At 60.3% G+C, this 15,170-nt stretch carries 12 protein-coding genes; 6 read left to right on the forward strand and 6 right to left on the reverse strand.

Annotation, left to right across the window (positions count from 1 at the left end; all coding sequences use genetic code 11):
• Nucleotides 1–70 precede the first annotated feature (70 nt).
• Nucleotides 71–841 (forward strand): ParA family protein, encoded by a 771-nt coding sequence (locus tag GQX66_RS11555; RefSeq protein ID WP_007952339.1) that lies wholly within the window; start codon nt 71–73, stop codon nt 839–841.
• Nucleotides 842–848: 7 nt separating this feature from the next.
• On the opposite strand, the gene trxC is transcribed toward GQX66_RS11555, so the two are convergent.
• A complete protein-coding gene (trxC, locus tag GQX66_RS11560) occupies nt 849–1,283 on the reverse strand; it encodes a thioredoxin TrxC (RefSeq protein WP_085746443.1) in 435 nt (144 codons plus the stop codon).
• Nucleotides 1,284–1,477: 194 nt separating this feature from the next.
• On the opposite strand from trxC, the gene GQX66_RS11565 reads away from it, so the two are divergent.
• Together GQX66_RS11565 and GQX66_RS11570 are read left to right on the forward strand one after the other, a co-directional pair.
• The gene (locus tag GQX66_RS11565; protein WP_129972298.1) at nt 1,478–1,774 is read left to right on the forward strand and encodes a type II toxin-antitoxin system HigB family toxin; all 297 of its coding nucleotides are present in this window, start codon (nt 1,478–1,480) and stop codon (nt 1,772–1,774) included.
• Entirely contained in the window at nt 1,771–2,172 is a 402-nt protein-coding gene (locus GQX66_RS11570; protein ID WP_039766491.1) for a transcriptional regulator, read from the forward strand. The genes GQX66_RS11565 and GQX66_RS11570 overlap by 4 nt, the downstream gene beginning before the upstream one ends.
• Before the next feature lie 132 nt (nt 2,173–2,304).
• On the opposite strand, the gene selO is transcribed toward GQX66_RS11570, so the two are convergent.
• From selO to GQX66_RS11590, 4 genes are all read right to left on the reverse strand, one after another.
• Entirely contained in the window at nt 2,305–3,768 is a 1,464-nt protein-coding gene (gene selO / locus GQX66_RS11575; protein WP_064382865.1) for a protein adenylyltransferase SelO, read from the reverse strand.
• Between the two features lie 48 nt (nt 3,769–3,816).
• A complete protein-coding gene (gene mscK / locus GQX66_RS11580) occupies nt 3,817–7,170 on the reverse strand; it encodes a mechanosensitive channel MscK (RefSeq protein ID WP_085746445.1) in 3,354 nt (1,117 codons plus the stop codon).
• A 34-nt stretch (nt 7,171–7,204) separates the two neighbouring features.
• The gene (locus tag GQX66_RS11585; RefSeq protein WP_085667701.1) at nt 7,205–8,947 is read right to left on the reverse strand and encodes a potassium/proton antiporter; all 1,743 of its coding nucleotides are present in this window, start codon (nt 8,945–8,947) and stop codon (nt 7,205–7,207) included.
• Nucleotides 8,948–9,282: 335 nt separating this feature from the next.
• Nucleotides 9,283–10,908, reverse strand: a complete 1,626-nt coding sequence (locus GQX66_RS11590; RefSeq protein ID WP_085746446.1) for a methyl-accepting chemotaxis protein — start codon at nt 10,906–10,908, stop codon at nt 9,283–9,285.
• Between the two features lie 280 nt (nt 10,909–11,188).
• Here GQX66_RS11590 and GQX66_RS11595 point away from each other — a divergent pair, with 280 nt between their 5' ends.
• From GQX66_RS11595 to GQX66_RS11605, 3 genes are all read left to right on the forward strand, one after another.
• Nucleotides 11,189–11,419, forward strand: coding sequence for a hypothetical protein (locus GQX66_RS11595; protein ID WP_064592964.1), 231 nt, complete (start codon nt 11,189–11,191; stop codon nt 11,417–11,419).
• A complete protein-coding gene (locus GQX66_RS11600; RefSeq protein WP_007952314.1) occupies nt 11,416–11,718 on the forward strand; it encodes a cell division protein ZapA in 303 nt (100 codons plus the stop codon). Before GQX66_RS11595 ends, GQX66_RS11600 begins: the two co-directional genes overlap by 4 nt.
• Before the next feature lie 100 nt (nt 11,719–11,818).
• The gene (locus tag GQX66_RS11605) at nt 11,819–13,756 is read left to right on the forward strand and encodes a methyl-accepting chemotaxis protein (protein ID WP_240869025.1); all 1,938 of its coding nucleotides are present in this window, start codon (nt 11,819–11,821) and stop codon (nt 13,754–13,756) included.
• Between the two features lie 236 nt (nt 13,757–13,992).
• Here the strand turns inward: GQX66_RS11605 and GQX66_RS11610 are convergent, their stop codons facing one another.
• Nucleotides 13,993–15,135, reverse strand: a complete 1,143-nt coding sequence (locus tag GQX66_RS11610; RefSeq protein WP_085746414.1) for an IS481 family transposase — start codon at nt 15,133–15,135, stop codon at nt 13,993–13,995.
• Between the last annotated feature and the right edge of the window lie 35 nt (nt 15,136–15,170).

Genomic DNA, 15,170 nt, shown 5'->3' on the forward strand with positions numbered 1-15,170 from the left:
CCATCGAGGTAGCGAACCGGCACCGGGCACCACTACACTCGGTCATTCTTTGATACACGGAGGTTTTGTCATGCGGCGCGTGGTGTTCAATCAGAAAGGTGGCGTGGGCAAATCCAGCATTGCCTGCAATCTGGCGGCGGTAAGCGCCAGCGAGGGTTATCGCACGCTGTTGGTCGACCTCGATGCCCAGGCCAATTCCACTCAGTATCTGACCGGGCTCACGGGTGATGACATTCCGATGGGCATTGCCGATTTCTTCAAGCAGACCCTGTCTTCCGGGCCGTTCTCGAAAAAGAATCAGGCGGATATCTACGAAACGCCCTTCGACAACCTGCACATCATCACCGCCACTGCCGAACTGGCTGACCTGCAGCCCAAGCTTGAGGCCAAGCACAAGATCAACAAGCTGCGAAAGCTGCTCGACGAGTTGTCGGAAGATTACGACCGGATCTATCTGGATACGCCACCGGCGCTGAATTTCTACGCGGTCTCGGCACTGATTGCCGCCGATCGGGTTTTGATTCCCTTTGACTGCGACAGCTTCTCGCGTCAGGCCCTGTACGGTCTGATCGCCGAGATCGACGAGTTGAAGGAAGACCACAACGAAGGCCTGGAAGTCGAAGGTATTGTGGTCAACCAGTTCCAGGCCCGGGCCAGCCTGCCGCAGCAGATCCTCGACGAACTGATCGCCGAGGGCCTGCCGGTGCTGCCGGTCTACCTCGCCAGTTCAGTGCGCATGCGCGAATCGCATCAAGCCAACACGCCGCTGATCCACCTCGACCCACGGCACAAGCTGACGCAACAGTTCGTCGAACTGCATAACCTGCTCGAAGACGCCTGAAGCCTTGTCAGATGCCCTGGCTGCGCAGCCAGGCCATCAACTGCGACAACGGGAAGGCCCCACTCTGACGGGCGACTTCCCGGCCGTTGCGGAACAGAATCAGGCTCGGAATCGAACGAATCCCCAGCTGCGCCGACAACTGCTGATTGGCCTCGCTGTCCAGCTTGGCCAGCCGGCATTTGCCCGCCAGCTGCGCAGCCGCCTGCTCGAACACCGGCGCAAACGACTTGCACGGCCCGCACCACTCCGCCCACACGTCCACCAGCAACGGCAGATCACCCTTGATTTGACTGGCGTAATCGCCTTGCTTGAGCTCGAACGGCTTGTTCAACAGCACCTCGGACTTGCAGCGCCCGCACTTCGGGTGATCGTTGAGGCGCTCGGCGGGAATGCGGTTGAGGCCGTTGCAGGAGGGGCAGGGGATGAGGAGTGGGTCGGTCATGATCGGAATCCGGTGGAGAGCTGATAACTCCTAGTTGGAGACGTTTGCTCATATTTTCAATCGTGCAGTGTTTGGCTGTGAGCCTAGGCTGAGATGAACCGGCTGAGTCCGTTGGTCTGCTCGGTCGTATCGCAACTTGCGATAATTTTGATCTGTGATTAACTCCCCATAGCAGAATGCGATAAGGATGTTGCATGCATGTCATCACCGGAAAACGAATACGAGAAGCGAAGGCCAAATGGCCTAACGCAGCTACAGCACTGGACCACTGGCTGGAAGTGGCGAAAGGGAGCAAATCGCCAGATTTTGCGGCGCTGAAGGCCTTGTTTCCAGCTGTCGACAAAGTGGGTGATTTTCACGTTTTCGATATTGGCGGTAACAAGCTCAGGTTGATCGCCTATGTCAGATTTCGACCTCAAAAGTTGTACATCAGATATGTGTTGGATCATCGCGAATATGACCGCGGTAAATGGAAGGAGGCTAAGGCATGAGTGTTCTGATCAAAAAAGCCGCTGAGCACTGGGAGTTCGTTTCGCCTTTGCTGCGCAAGCCGAAAAGCGAAGACGACTACGACAGGCTTGTTCAAGCCCTTGACGAGTTGCTCGAAATGACGGGTGATGATGAGTCTCATCCTTTGATGAGCCTGGTGGATATCATCGGTGACTGGATTGAAGAATGGGATCGCGTGCATCACCCGACGCCTAAACCGCCCGGTTTTGAAGTACTGGGGTATTTGATGCGTGAGCATGGTTTGACCCAGAGCGATTTGCCGGGTGTGGGGACTCAGTCTGTTGTTTCGGAAATCCTCAGTGGAAAGCGCCAGTTGAATCTGCGGCAGGTCCGCTGGCTGGCCGAGCACTTCAAGCTACCTGTGGACGTGTTTATCTGAAAGGAAACCAGTGTGTTCAGAGTCGTGGCCTTTGCACTCTGAGCATGTCGCGCGGCTTTTTCAGCCGGCGCTGTCATCTAGCAGGTTGCCTGACGGGAGGGTGCGCGGCTCCGAGACAGGAGACCGTGCGCTTCATGAGGAACAACTGATCTCCAAATGCTTGCCCCACTCCGGCGGCCGTTCCGCGTAACTCTCCATTCCAGGTTGTTCCTCGAATGGATTGCTCAACACCGCGTGCAATCGGCGCACTTCGGAATAGTCACCCTGCTCGGCAGCATCAATCGCCTTCTGCGCCAGATAGTTGCGCAGGATGTACAGCGGATTCACCGCATGCATCCGCGCACGGCGCTGTTCCTGATCGGTCGCGCCATCGCGTGCGACGCGGGCGACATAGCGCTCGCCCCAGGCATCGAAACCCTTGATATCGACGAAGTCATCGCGCAGGCGAGCGACGGCCTGTTCGGCTGACTCTTCGCCCAGGCGGCGGAAGAACAGCGTGTAATCGACGCCGCTGTTCTGCATCAGTTGCAGCAGTTGTTCCAGCAGTTGCTGGTCGTCGTCCTCGGCGGTGGTGAAGCCGAAGCGGCGGCGCATCAGGTCGAGGTAGTGCGCCTGGAACAGCGGCAGGTACAAACCGAGGGTTTCGCGCAGGGCTTCAACGCTGATGAACGGCGTCAGGGCCTGGGCCAGGGCGCTGAGATTCCACTGGCCGACCGGCACCTGATTGCTGAAGGAGTAGCGGCCCTGGTCGTCGGAGTGGTTGCAGATGAAGTTCGCATCGAAATCGTCGAGGAAGGCGAACGGGCCGAAGTCGAAGGTGATGCCGAGGATCGACATGTTGTCGGTGTTCATCACGCCGTGGCAGAAACCGTAGGCCTGCCATTTGGCGATCAGTTCGGCGTTGCGCTCGACGATCTCGCGGAACATCGCCAGATACGGCTCCGGCTGTTCCAGGCATTCGGGGTAGTGCATCGCCAACACGTGTTCGCCGAGCAGCTTCTGCTGCTCGGGACGTTTGGTGTAATAGAAATATTCGAAATGGCCGAAACGGATGTGGCTCGGCGCCAGGCGCAGCACCATCGCGGCGCGTTCCTGTTTCTCACGCCAGACCGGGGTGTCGGAGCCGATCACGCAGGCGGCGCGTGAAGACGGGATGTTCAGCGCATGCAGCGCTTCGGAAGCGAGGAACTCGCGGATCGACGAGCGCAGCACCGCGCGGCCGTCGCCCATGCGCGAGAACGGCGTCTGCCCGGCGCCCTTCAGATGCAGATCCCAGTGCTCACCGGCGGCGTTGTAGACCTCGCCCAGCAACAATCCGCGCCCATCGCCCAATTGCGGGGTGTAGCCGCCGAACTGATGTCCGGAATAGACCATCGCCCGCGGCTCGGCGTCGGCCCACAGCTTGTGGCCGCCGAACAGCTCGGCAAATTCCTGGGTGTCGGCCACTGCCGGGTCCAGATCCAGCAGCGCCAAGGCCGCAGGGCTGGCCACGACCAGTCGCGGATTGTCGATCGGTTCGGGCAGCACGTGGGCCGAGAACGCATCGCCCAGGCGGGCGAAGCGGTTGTCGAAGGTCAGTTCGTCGAGGGCTTTCAAGGGCCGGCTCCAGCAGAATGTCCGAGCATTCTGCTGGGATTAGCCGGGTTAGTCGAGTTTGGCCGGCGGCGGTTCCTGCAAGGGTTTCTGGTCATCGCTGACCGGCACGATGGTTTTGGTTTCCGGCTCGATCGGCACCATCTTGTATTCCTGGCCGTGAAGGTTCTTCAGGTAAACCTCCATCTGGCGGAACGAAATGTTGATGTGCTGCTTCTTGAACTCGCGGTTGATGAAGCGGTTGACCTCATCGAGTACCGGGTTGCGGTCGCCGAGATCACGCACATGCATGCGCAGTTCGTGGTCGAGGGTGCTTTCTCCGAAATTGAGGAAGTACACATGCGGCTCGGGTTCCTTGAGCACGCGCGGGTTTTCCCGGGCGGCCTTGAGCAGCAGTTCCTTGACCAGATCCAGATCCGAGCCGTAATCGACGCCGAGTTTCAGGGTCACCCGGGTGATGGTGTCGGTCAGCGACCAGTTGATCAGTTGCCCGGTGATGAACGTCTTGTTCGGGACAATGATGTCTTTGCGGTCGAAGTCGGTGATGGTCGTGGCACGGATGCGGATCTTGCTCACCGTACCCGAGAGGTTGCCGATGGTAATGGTGTCGCCGATCCGCACCGGGCGTTCGAACAGGATCATGATGCCGGAGATGAAGTTCGCGAAGATCTCCTGCATGCCGAAACCGAGGCCGACCGACAGCGCTGCCACCAGCCATTGCAACTTGTCCCAGCTGACGCCGAGGGTCGACAGGGTCGAGACGAAACCGACCCCGGCGATCACGTACGACAGCAGCGTCGTGGTCGCGTACGCACTGCCTTGAGCCAGATTGAGTTTCGACAAAACGAACACTTCAAGCAGGCCCGGCAAGTTGCGGGCGAGCGCGAAGGTGATGCCGATGATGATCAGCGCGCCGAGCATGTCGCCGATGCTGATCGGCACCATGCTCATATTGGCGCCGGTGCCGCTGGTGTATTCGTAGAGGGTGATGTTGTCGAGGTACGAGAACACCGTGATCAGGTCGGCCCAGACCCAGTACAGCGCGGCGATGAAGCCGCCGAGCAGTGCCAGACGGATCAGGCGCAGAGACTGTTCGTTGACCTTTTCGATGTCCAGGGTCGGCTCTTCGATCACTGCTTCGCCGTCGCCGGCTTCTTTCGCGGCCTGACGTTTGGCCAGGGCGCGCTGGTAGGCCAGACGGCGTGCCGCAACCGCGAGGCCACGGACGAACGTGGCTTCGATCACCAGCCAGAACATCAGCAGGTACAACGTGTTGATCAAGCGGTCGCTGAGCTTCAGCGCGGTGTAGTAGTAGCCGAAGCACACGGCGACGAACAGCGCGATAGGCAGCAGGGTGAACATCACGCCCACGGCCTTGCGGAACAGCGAGGCGTTTTCGTGGGTCGGGCTGCTGATCAGCAGACGGCTGAGCAGCCACGCCATCAGGGCGTAGCAGGTCAGCACCACCGGCATGCCCAGTACATCGTCGGCCAGCGCCGCCGGTTGCAGTTCGGCAACCGCCACCACGGCCACCAATGCCATGACCACCAGTCCGAGGCGACGGACCCAGCCTTGCAGGAATTCGACCTGCGGCTTTTCCCAGCGGAAGTGCAATTCGGCCACGCCACCCGGCGCGAGGATCCGGTAAGCGGTGTAGAACACCAGCCACGCCTGGGCCATTTGCAGCAGCGCCGCGCCCATGTTGGCGTTCTGCCCACGGGCGTCGATCTGCAACGCCAGCCCGCACAGGGCCAAGCCCAGCGCGACTGGCATCGCCAGCAGAATATTGATCAGGATCGCCTGTGGCGTATGCCACTGGCTGTCACGCTTGAAGTGGCCGATATCCTGGTGAACCTTGTTCAGGCGCGAATACAGTTGCTTGCGGCGCCACAGCAGCGCGCCGATCAGCAGTGCCAGCGGCAGGAACAACAGCGGTCGCTGGGTCAGGCCGTCGGTCAGTTCGCTGAAGCTCGAGGCCAGCGGCAACGTGTCGATCTGACGCTTCAGGCGCTCCGGCACGCCGCGCATCCATTCGGTGTCCAGCGGCTTGTTGCTCGGAATCCAGAACATCTGCTCGTCGAGGGTCGCGCGCAGGCTTTGCGCAGTGCTCAGCAATTGTTTCTGGTTCAGTTGCAGGGTGATCGATTCGTTGAGCATCGCGCTCAACTCGCGACTCAGCCGTTCCAGCAGATCGACGCGAGTGTTGGCCAGCTCGAGCAGGCTCTTGCGCAGTTGTGGCGTGACTTGTTCCGGCGGCTGGGTGGACAGCAGGTTGTCGACGTAGGTCGCCGGATTGCTCAGCTGTTCGCGCTGTTGGTTGATTTCGAACTGGTACAGGCGAATGTCGGCGATCTGGTCCGCCAGATCGCGGTCGACCTTGAGGCGCGGCAGCGCCTGTTTCTGTTTATAGAGAATCTTCGACAGCAGAAGGCTGCCCTTGAGCACGTTGATCTGCTCGTCGAGGGCCGAATCGCTCTGGGTCACGCTGTCCAGCTGCTGCTTGGTCTGCAGGTTCTGTTGGGTCAGTTCGTTGAGGCGGTCGGTGCTTTTGAGCAGGTAGTCGGAGAGCTTGAGGTTGGCCGCGCTTTCCGTGGCGAGCAGGGCGCTGCTGCCGGACTTCTGGGCCTCGATCGACTGCTGCGTCACGGTTTCCTGCGACAGGGTCAGACGTTTCTGGTTGATCAGGGTTTGCAGTTCCTGGATCTCGCGGTCCAGACGGTCGGACTTTTCCGAAAGCAGGTCATGCTGGCTGTTGCCCAGATCCTGCAATTGGTTGTTGCCGGCCAGTTCCTGACGGCGCAGCGGGATCAGCGCGTTCAGGGCGGCCAGCTCGGCGTTGAGCAGGTCGCGCTGCTCGGCGCTGACGGTTTTGCCGGCGTCCTTGCCGGTCTTGAGGATGTTATTGATCTGCTGGATGCGCGTCTGGCTGCTGGAGATCTCGGCCTGGGCACGCTCGGGGCGGGTCTGGGCGGTGATGATCAGGCTGTTGGCGTCGGCCAGGGCCTTTTGCAGATCGCTTTGCTGGGTCGAGCGCTCGGTGAGCATCTGCTCCAGCTGCTGGATGTTTTCCTTCGGGAAGCGCTGCGCCACCGGCACTACGGCGCTGGCCTTGAGGCGGGTCAGTTCGCGCGAATTCTCGATGGTCTGCTTCGGCGCCGTGGCCAGTTGCTGCTTGAGGTCGATCAGCTTCTGTTCATAGTCACGCCGGTTATTGAGCTGGTTCAGCGTGTTTTGCAGGACCGTCTGCAGGGCCTTCTTGTCGGCCTCGGGCAGTTTGCTGTCGGTGAGCTTGTCCAGGCTGGCCTGCACGGCGTCGCTGGACGGCGGTTCTGCGGCCTGCAGCGGGCCGACAGTAAGACTCAGGCCCAGCAGGGCCGCGAGGAAAAAGGAGCGCAGGGTAGGCATAGAGACCGGTCAAGCAAGTGAGAGTGGACGCAGTTTAGAGGAAGAGCCCGGGGCCCGGGCGACTTCCTTCGGGGAATCTGACGCCCACTTTGGCGATCTTGTTCCCGTCCATGACCGCAACCGTCCAGTGGGTGTTGTTCCATTCCACCTGGTCGCCAACGATCGGTGCACCGCCGACTTTCTGGGCAATGAAGTGGCCCAGGGTCATGTCCGGATCGATGCCTTCGGCGGGCAGGCCGTACAGGGCGGCAACCGCTTTGAGCTGGGCATCTCCTTCGAGCACGAAGTCGCCGAAGAAGCGCAGATCGAGGCCGCGTTGCGGCGCCTGGCTGAACAGTTTTCCGAGGGCCGGAAGGTTGTGTTCATGGCCGATAACACACAGCAAATCATCGACTTCCAGCACCGTACTACCCGACGGATGGAGCAGTTGCTGGCCGCGAAACAGGGCGGCGATACGGGTGCCTTCGGGCATTTTCAGTTCGCGCAGGGGCGAACCGATGCACCATTTTTCCGCGCCGAGCTTGTAAACGAACAGTTCCCACTCGCTGGTGACGTGCACTTCGAGCGCCGCGCGGGAGATCGGCGCCGGCTCTGGCGGCACCGTCACCTTGAGCAGCTTGGCCACCCACGGCAGGCTCGTGCCCTGCACCAGCAGCGACACCAACACGATAAAGAAGGCGAGGTTGAAGTACAGCTGCGCATTCGGCAGCCCGGCCATCAGCGGGAATACCGCCAGAATGATCGGTACCGCGCCACGCAGGCCGACCCAGGAAATGAAGGCTTTCTCGCGGCCGTGGAAGGCCTTGAACGGCAGCAACCCGACCAGCACCGACAGCGGCCGCGCGAACAGAATCATCCACAGTGCCAGGCCCAGAGCAGGCAGGGCGATCGGCAGCAAGTCATGCGGGGTGACCAGCAGGCCCAGCACCAGGAACATGCCGATCTGCGCCAGCCACGCCATGCCGTCGAGCATGTGCAGAATGCCGTGACGGCTGCGCACCGGCCGGTTACCGATCACCAGACCACACAGGTACACAGCGAGGAAGCCGCTGCCGTGCAGGGCGTTGGTCAGGGCGAACACCACCAGACCGCCGGCGATCACCAGAATCGGATACAGGCCGGCGGCCAGATTGATCCGGTTGACCAGTTGCAGCATCAGCCAGCCACCGCCCAGACCGATCACGCCACCGATGCCGAATTCGCGGATCAGGTGGGTCAACAGGCTCCAGTGCAGGCCGGTCTGGCCGCTGGCGAGCATGTCGATCAGGGTCACGGTGAGGAACACTGCCATCGGGTCGTTGCTGCCGGATTCGATTTCCAGGCTGGCGGTCACCCGTTCGTTCAGGCCTTTGCCGCCGAGCAGCGAGAACACCGCCGCGGCATCCGTGGAACCGACGATGGCGCCGATCAGCAGGCCTTGAATCAGGTTGAGATCGAACAACCACGCGGCGGCCATGCCGGTGAGGCCGGTGGTGATGAGTACCCCGACCGTCGCCAGCGACAAAGCCGGCCATAGGGCCACGCGGAAACTGGACACCCGGGTGCGCAAGCCGCCGTCGAGCAGGATCACCGCCAGCGCGAGGTTGCCGACCAGATAGGCCGTCGGGTAGTTATCGAAAATGATGCCGCCGCCATCGACCCCGGCAGTCATGCCGACCGCGAGGATGATCACCAGAATCGGGATGCCGAGACGGGAAGAAAGGGAGCTGACAAGAATGCTTGCGCCTACCAGCAACGCGCCGATCAAGAACAGGCTGTTGATGGTCGTCGCATTCAAAGGCAGTACTCCAGAAGCGGAAAGACGGGCACAAACTGACCATGCAGTCTGCGTGCCAGCGATTCTAACCTGTTGAAATGTGATGCTGTCAAAAAGGTTTTTCAGCGGGGGATTCGGGATTTGGGTTCGGCTTGCGATTGCTGCCCTCACCCTAGCCCTCTCCCGGAGGGAGAGGGGACTGACCGAGTGGCTCTCTCGAGTTACATCGACCTGAAATAGCGAGTCGAACTCAGGTCTTGAAACGCACGAAGATCTGCTCCCTCCCCCTCGCCCCCTTTAGGGGGAGAGGGTTGGGGTGAGGGGGTAGCTTTTGATCTTGACCTTGATCTAAAAAATCAAAGGCTAAACCGCCCAACCATATTGTTCAGATCCAGCGCCAGGCGCGACAGCTCGTTACTCGCCGCACTGGTCTGATTCGCGCCCGTCGCCGACTGCACCGACAGATCGCGGATGTTCACCAGGTTGCGATCCACTTCCCGTGCCACTTGCGCCTGCTCTTCAGCAGCGCTGGCGATCACCAGGTTGCGCTCGTTGATTTCGACGATGGCCGTGTTGATGGTGTCCAGCGACAGACCGGCGCCACGGGCGATGTTCAGGGTCGACTCGGCGCGCTCGGTGCTGTTGCGCATCGAATCCACGGCGTGTTCGGTGCCGCTCTGGATGCTGCCGATCATGCGCTCGATTTCGCTGGTCGACTGCTGGGTGCGGTGCGCCAGTGCACGGACTTCGTCAGCCACCACGGCAAAACCGCGACCGGCTTCACCGGCACGGGCCGCTTCGATGGCGGCGTTGAGCGCGAGCAGGTTGGTCTGGTCAGCCAGGCCACGGATCACGTCCAGCACCTTGCCGATGTCGCGGGATTCGTTGGCCAGGTCGCCGATCAGGGTCGCGGTGCTCTGCACATCGGCGCTCATGCGTTCGATGGCGCTGACGGTTTCCTGCACCAGATCGCGGCCGTCGCCGGCGGAGGTGGTGGCGTTCTTCGAAGCTTCCGAGGTGCTGACGGCGTTGCGTGCAACTTCTTCCACCGCGCTGGTCATCTCGTTGACCGCCGTGGCGGCCTGCTCGATTTCGTTGTTCTGCTGGGTCAGGCCTCGGGCGCTTTCGTCGGTGACGCTGTTCAGCTCTTCGGCGGCGGAGGCCAGTTGGGTGGCCGAGCCGGAAATCCGCTGCAGGGTGTCGCGCAGCTTCGATTGCATCTTGGCCATGGCTGCCAGCAGGCGACCGGCTTCGTCGGTGCCGTCAACGTGGATCGGCTGGGTCAGGTTGCCTTCGGCGATGGTTTCCGCCGCATCGAGTGCCTTGGCGATTGGCTTGGTGATGCTGCTGGTCAACAACCAGGCGAACAGGAAGGTCAGGCCGGTGGCGATGATCAACAGGGTCACGACCAGATTGAACGACATCGAATACTGATCCGTGGCGCCCTGATTGGTCTCGGCGATCTGTTGGGTGTTGATCTCCAGCAAACGCGCGAGAGCGGTATTCACCGCTTCGGAATTGGCGAGCAAATCGGTGTTGAGCATCTGCCGCAGTTCGTCGATCTGATTGTTGCGTGACAGAGTCTTCATCCGGTCTTCGAGTTGACGGTACTGCGCCAGCAACTGCACGTATTGGTCGTAGGCCGCGCGTTCTTGCGGGCCATCGATCAGCGGCTCGTAGGCGCGTTGCGCGTCGGTGATCTGCCGGTTGCGCAAATCGAACAGCTCGATGGTTTTTTGCTGGACGTCTGGCTCGCGGTTGATCAGCAACCGATACGACAGCACGCGCAGGCGCAGGGTCAACTGGGTGAATTCGTCGAGGGCCTTGATCGAAGGCACGCTGGCGGTGGCGATGTCTTCGCCTGCTGCGCGGATCTTGCTCATCTGGTTCAGGGCGAACACACCAAGAATCAGCATCAGGCCGCCGATCAGGGCGAAACCGGTGAACGCCCGGGGGGCGATGTTCATATTGCGAAGGGACATGGAGGCGGATACCAGGGAAGGGCCGCATCCGTGCGGGCTGAGACTGCTGTTGGGTGACTTATCGGTCATACGACTAAAGTCTTGAGGTGGTGTGCGTATTTGTCGCATCCGCACGCAAGCGACGAAGTGCAGGAACCAGATTGGCAGATGACAGTCTCTAAGACTCGCAAGAACGGTCGAGCCGCCAGGAAAATCAAGGCCTTGCGCCGGTTTAACCCTGGCGTCAACGACGACTTTTCTTTATCGTACGCGCCCTTTGAAAAAGCCCCGGAAGATCAAAATGTTGGAAGCATCCCTCAGCCAATTGGAACAGCTCGTCAGCGACCTGGTGCAACAAAACCAGACCCTGTCGCAAACCAACCAGACCCTGTCCACGGAACTGGCCCAGGCCAAGGATGAAAACGAAAGCCTGCAACTGAGCCTGATGGAACAGGAAGAAAAGCACGGCGCCACCGCCGCGCGCATCCAGGCCCTGGTTGATCGCGTCAACGCAGGTCCTGTCAGCGCATGAACCACGGCACAGCAGGGGTAAAAGTCATCTCCATCATGGGGGAGGACTATTCGATCAAGGCACCGGCCGGGGAAGAACAGACCCTGCTGGACGCCGCATTGATGCTCAAGGCCGCACTGGCCGACACCAAGCGCAAATACCCGACGCTGATCGGCGATCGCCTGCTGGTATTGGCGGCGATGAATCTGTGCTCGCAGCAGATTGAAATGAAGAAGCAGCATCAGGAAGAACTCGAGCGTTACCAAGAGCAAGTCAGCGCCACGGTCGAGACCATCGCCAAGACCATCAATCAGGGTTGATGGGGTTGCGCACAACCAAAGAATAAGATTGTCGATTGGTTTGTATACAATCGGCACGGCTGTTGCAGTGTTTCAGCCTCTTATTCTTTGGGGGTGCTCCATGCAGTTCTGGCGTCGCAGTATTCAATGGCAGTTGATCCTCGGTATGGGCACCGCCCTGCTGGTCAGCATTCTGATCGTGGTTGGCATTTATACCCTGGTGGTCAACCGCCTCGCCCAGAGCTATCTGGTCGAACAGGCGCTGCCGTCGAGCATCGAAGCGACGCGCAACGACATCGAACGAATCCTCGTTCAACCTCTCACCGCCGCCAAGGACATCGCCAGCAACACCATGGTCCGCGACTGGCTGGCCAATGGTGAAGACTCCGGCAAAACGGCGGGCTTCGCGCAGTATCTGGAAGGCATCCGCGCCGAACACAAGGCGTTTACCGCGCTGATCATCGGCACCGAATCCAATCACTACATCACCGAAAAAGGCCTGGATCGCACCCTGAGTCGCGACAAACCGGCCGATGCATGGTTCTACTCCTTCCTCGACAGCAATCAGCCCCGAACCCTGAACATCGACAACGACGGAGCCACCGGAGAGCTGGCGCTGTTCATCGATTTGAAGGTGGAGGAGGCCGGCAAAGTGGTCGGTGTCGCGGGCCTTGGTCTGAGTATGAAAGAGCTGTCGGAGCTGATTCACAACTTCAGCTTCGGCGAGCGCGGGAAGGTCTATCTCGTGCGTTCCGACGGTCTTATCCAGGTCCATCCCGAGGCACAGTTCAGCGGCAAGCGCACCTTGAGCGAGCAGATCGGGGTCTCGGCAGCACAAGCGGTCATGGGCCATAAAGTCGCCGCCAACAGCAGCTTTCAGCGCGACGGCGAAGATTTCCTCGCCTTCAGCCTGCCTTTGCGCGACCTCGGCTGGACCCTGGTGGCCGAAGTGCCACGGTCGCAGATCTACGCCGAAGCCCGCCGGGCGATGTGGATGAGCAGCGGCATCGGCCTGGTGGTGGCGCTGGTTTGCCTGGCGCTGGTGATCTGGCTGGCCCAGGGGTTGGTGCGACCGATTCGTCAGGTAACAGCTGCATTGGTAGCAATCGGTAGCGGTGGTGGAGATTTGACTCACCGGTTAGATTCCAGCCGCGCCGATGAGCTGGGCGACCTTGCGCGGGGCTTCAACCGTTTCCTCGACAGTCAGCGCGGGATGATCGGCGAAGTGCTGACCACCAGCGAGCGTCTGCGCGTTGCCGTGGGCCAGGTGGCCAGGGTTGTGGATAACACCGCCGAGCGCTCCGGCCGCCAGCAGGAAATGACCGACATGGTCGCCACCGCCGTCCACGAAATGGGCCTGACCGTGCAGGAGATCGCCCAGAACGCCGGCAACGCCGCGCTCGCCTCGCAAACCGCCCGTGATGAAGCGATGCAGGCGCGGGAAGTGGTCGGCGGGTCGATTCGCCATATAGAAAGCATGTCCGATGAAATCGGCGTTGCCGCTGGGGCGGTGGGGGAGCTGGCGCATCAGGTGGCGTCGATCGATCAGGTGCTGGCGGTGATTCGCGGGGTGTCGGAGCAGACCAATCTGTTGGCGTTGAACGCTGCCATCGAGGCTGCTCGAGCCGGCGATATGGGGCGTGGTTTTGCGGTGGTGGCCGATGAAGTGCGGACGCTGGCGCGTCGGACTCAGGCGTCTACCGACGAGATTCAGCAGATGATCGGCAGCCTCAAGCAGGGGGCGGAGAATGCTGTGTCTTCAATGCGCACCGGGCAGGCTGCGACTGGCACCGGGGTTGAGTCGAGCCAGCGTACGGGGGCGTCTTTGACCGCGATTACCGGGCAGGTCGAGCGCATCAGCGACATGAACCATCAGGTGGCGACGGCGACTGAGGAGCAGTCGGCTGTGACCGAGGAGATCAACCGTAACGTGCAGGGGATTTCCGATCTGGCGCGGGCGACGGCGGGGGAGGTTCGGGCGTGTCGCGAGGATTGTCAGATGTTGCAGCGGCTGGCGGATGATCTGGCGCGGCAGATGGGTGGGTTCAAGTTGGTTTGAGTGCCAAGAGCCAAAGAGCCCCTCACCCTCACCCTAACCCTCTCCCGGAGGGAGAGGGGACTGACCGAGTTGTCTTGCTCTCTACATCGACCTGAAAAACCGAGTCGATTATGGATTCGGCATAGCACTTTCAGGTCGATGTACTTCTTAAGCATCCCCCATTCGGCCCCCTCTCCCTCCGGGTGTATGTACCGGAGACATGGTGGACACATGTTCGGGGACATGGTGGACGGTTTTCAAATCCGCTTACCTGATACAACGGTCTGTTGAATCAAGTCAATTCGGGCAATGCGATGTCTGCTCCAGTAGACATCGTAGATGCCATCTTCTGTCGTTCCCCTGATCGCTATCAGCTCCCCGATGAAGGCCTTTCCGATCAGGAATTGGCTGCTTCTCCAGTACATCTCGCCATTGCCCTGAACTTTCCTGACCAAATCTCCTTCCGCGTACTCCAGGACAGGCCGGGTCTCTTGGTATTCAAGCGGGCTACTGCTGTAGCGGCTCGCTGGAACCCCCATTCCCAAGGCTTGATGCGGGCGCTTCTGATTGTAAGTTTCTCGCCAGATATCGAAGGCTTTTTGTGCTCCGACGAGATCGATAAAGCACTGACTCTGCAGAACTTCGGCCTTCAAGCTGCGATGGAATCGCTCAATCTTGCCCTGAGTTTGTGGATGGTAGGGCCGGGAGTGGCTGACCCGGATGCCCTGTCTCATCAGCCAGACTTCCAGGGCGGTGTAGACCCCGGTTTGGTCACCCCATGGCGAACCGTTATCCATGGTCATGCGTTGCGGCAGACCGTATCGGCGAAACACTCCAACAAGCTGTTCTTCCACGGTTTGGCGTTGTTGATTGGCGCAAGCGGCGATGCACAACGAGAAGCGGGAATGGTCATCCAATATCGTCAAAGGGTGGCAGCGGCCATGACGCATACCGACGTGTCCCTTGAAGTCCATCTGCCACAAATCATTGGGTGCGTCATGCTCGAAACGGATGAACGGTTTGATCTCGGCGGCCTTTGGATCAACGCGCGAATGACGCTGTAAAACCGCATGCACGGTGCTGACGGAAGGCATCACTAAACCCTTGTCTTCCAGCACGCGTTTGAGCTTGCGAGCGCCCCAAGCCGCGTACTCCTGACTCACGTTCAGAATCTGCTTCTCCACCTCGTCAGCACAACGTTTGGGTGACGTCTTCGGTCGTCGTGACTGATTGTTCAGACCCTCGGCCCCTGATTTTTCAAACCTGCTGAGCCATTTGTAGGCAGTGCTTGGGCTGATGTTGAATCGACGGCAAAGCTGCCGAACATTGGCCCCTTCTTGCCGAGCCAAAAGCACGAATTCTGTACGTAGCTGCACGGTAGACACCTCTTCCCAAGACACAGGCCATCTCCTTCGCGATGAGCAATGTGTCTATT

This window comes from Pseudomonas sp. B707 (genome assembly GCF_022496685.1).
GTDB lineage: Bacteria > Pseudomonadota > Gammaproteobacteria > Pseudomonadales > Pseudomonadaceae > Aquipseudomonas > Aquipseudomonas paraglycinae.

Coding starts and splice junctions, on each gene's coding strand:
- GQX66_RS11555 (WP_007952339.1), top strand. CDS start 71: ATGCGGCGCGTGGTGTTCAATCAGAAAGGTGGCGTGGGCAAATCCAGC.
- trxC (WP_085746443.1), bottom strand. CDS start 1,283: ATGACCGACCCACTCCTCATCCCCTGCCCCTCCTGCAACGGCCTCAAC.
- GQX66_RS11565 (WP_129972298.1), top strand. CDS start 1,478: ATGCATGTCATCACCGGAAAACGAATACGAGAAGCGAAGGCCAAATGG.
- GQX66_RS11570 (WP_039766491.1), top strand. CDS start 1,771: ATGAGTGTTCTGATCAAAAAAGCCGCTGAGCACTGGGAGTTCGTTTCG.
- mscK (WP_085746445.1), bottom strand. CDS start 7,170: ATGCCTACCCTGCGCTCCTTTTTCCTCGCGGCCCTGCTGGGCCTGAGT.
- GQX66_RS11590 (WP_085746446.1), bottom strand. CDS start 10,908: ATGTCCCTTCGCAATATGAACATCGCCCCCCGGGCGTTCACCGGTTTC.
- GQX66_RS11595 (WP_064592964.1), top strand. CDS start 11,189: ATGTTGGAAGCATCCCTCAGCCAATTGGAACAGCTCGTCAGCGACCTG.
- GQX66_RS11600 (WP_007952314.1), top strand. CDS start 11,416: ATGAACCACGGCACAGCAGGGGTAAAAGTCATCTCCATCATGGGGGAG.
- GQX66_RS11605 (WP_240869025.1), top strand. CDS start 11,819: ATGCAGTTCTGGCGTCGCAGTATTCAATGGCAGTTGATCCTCGGTATG.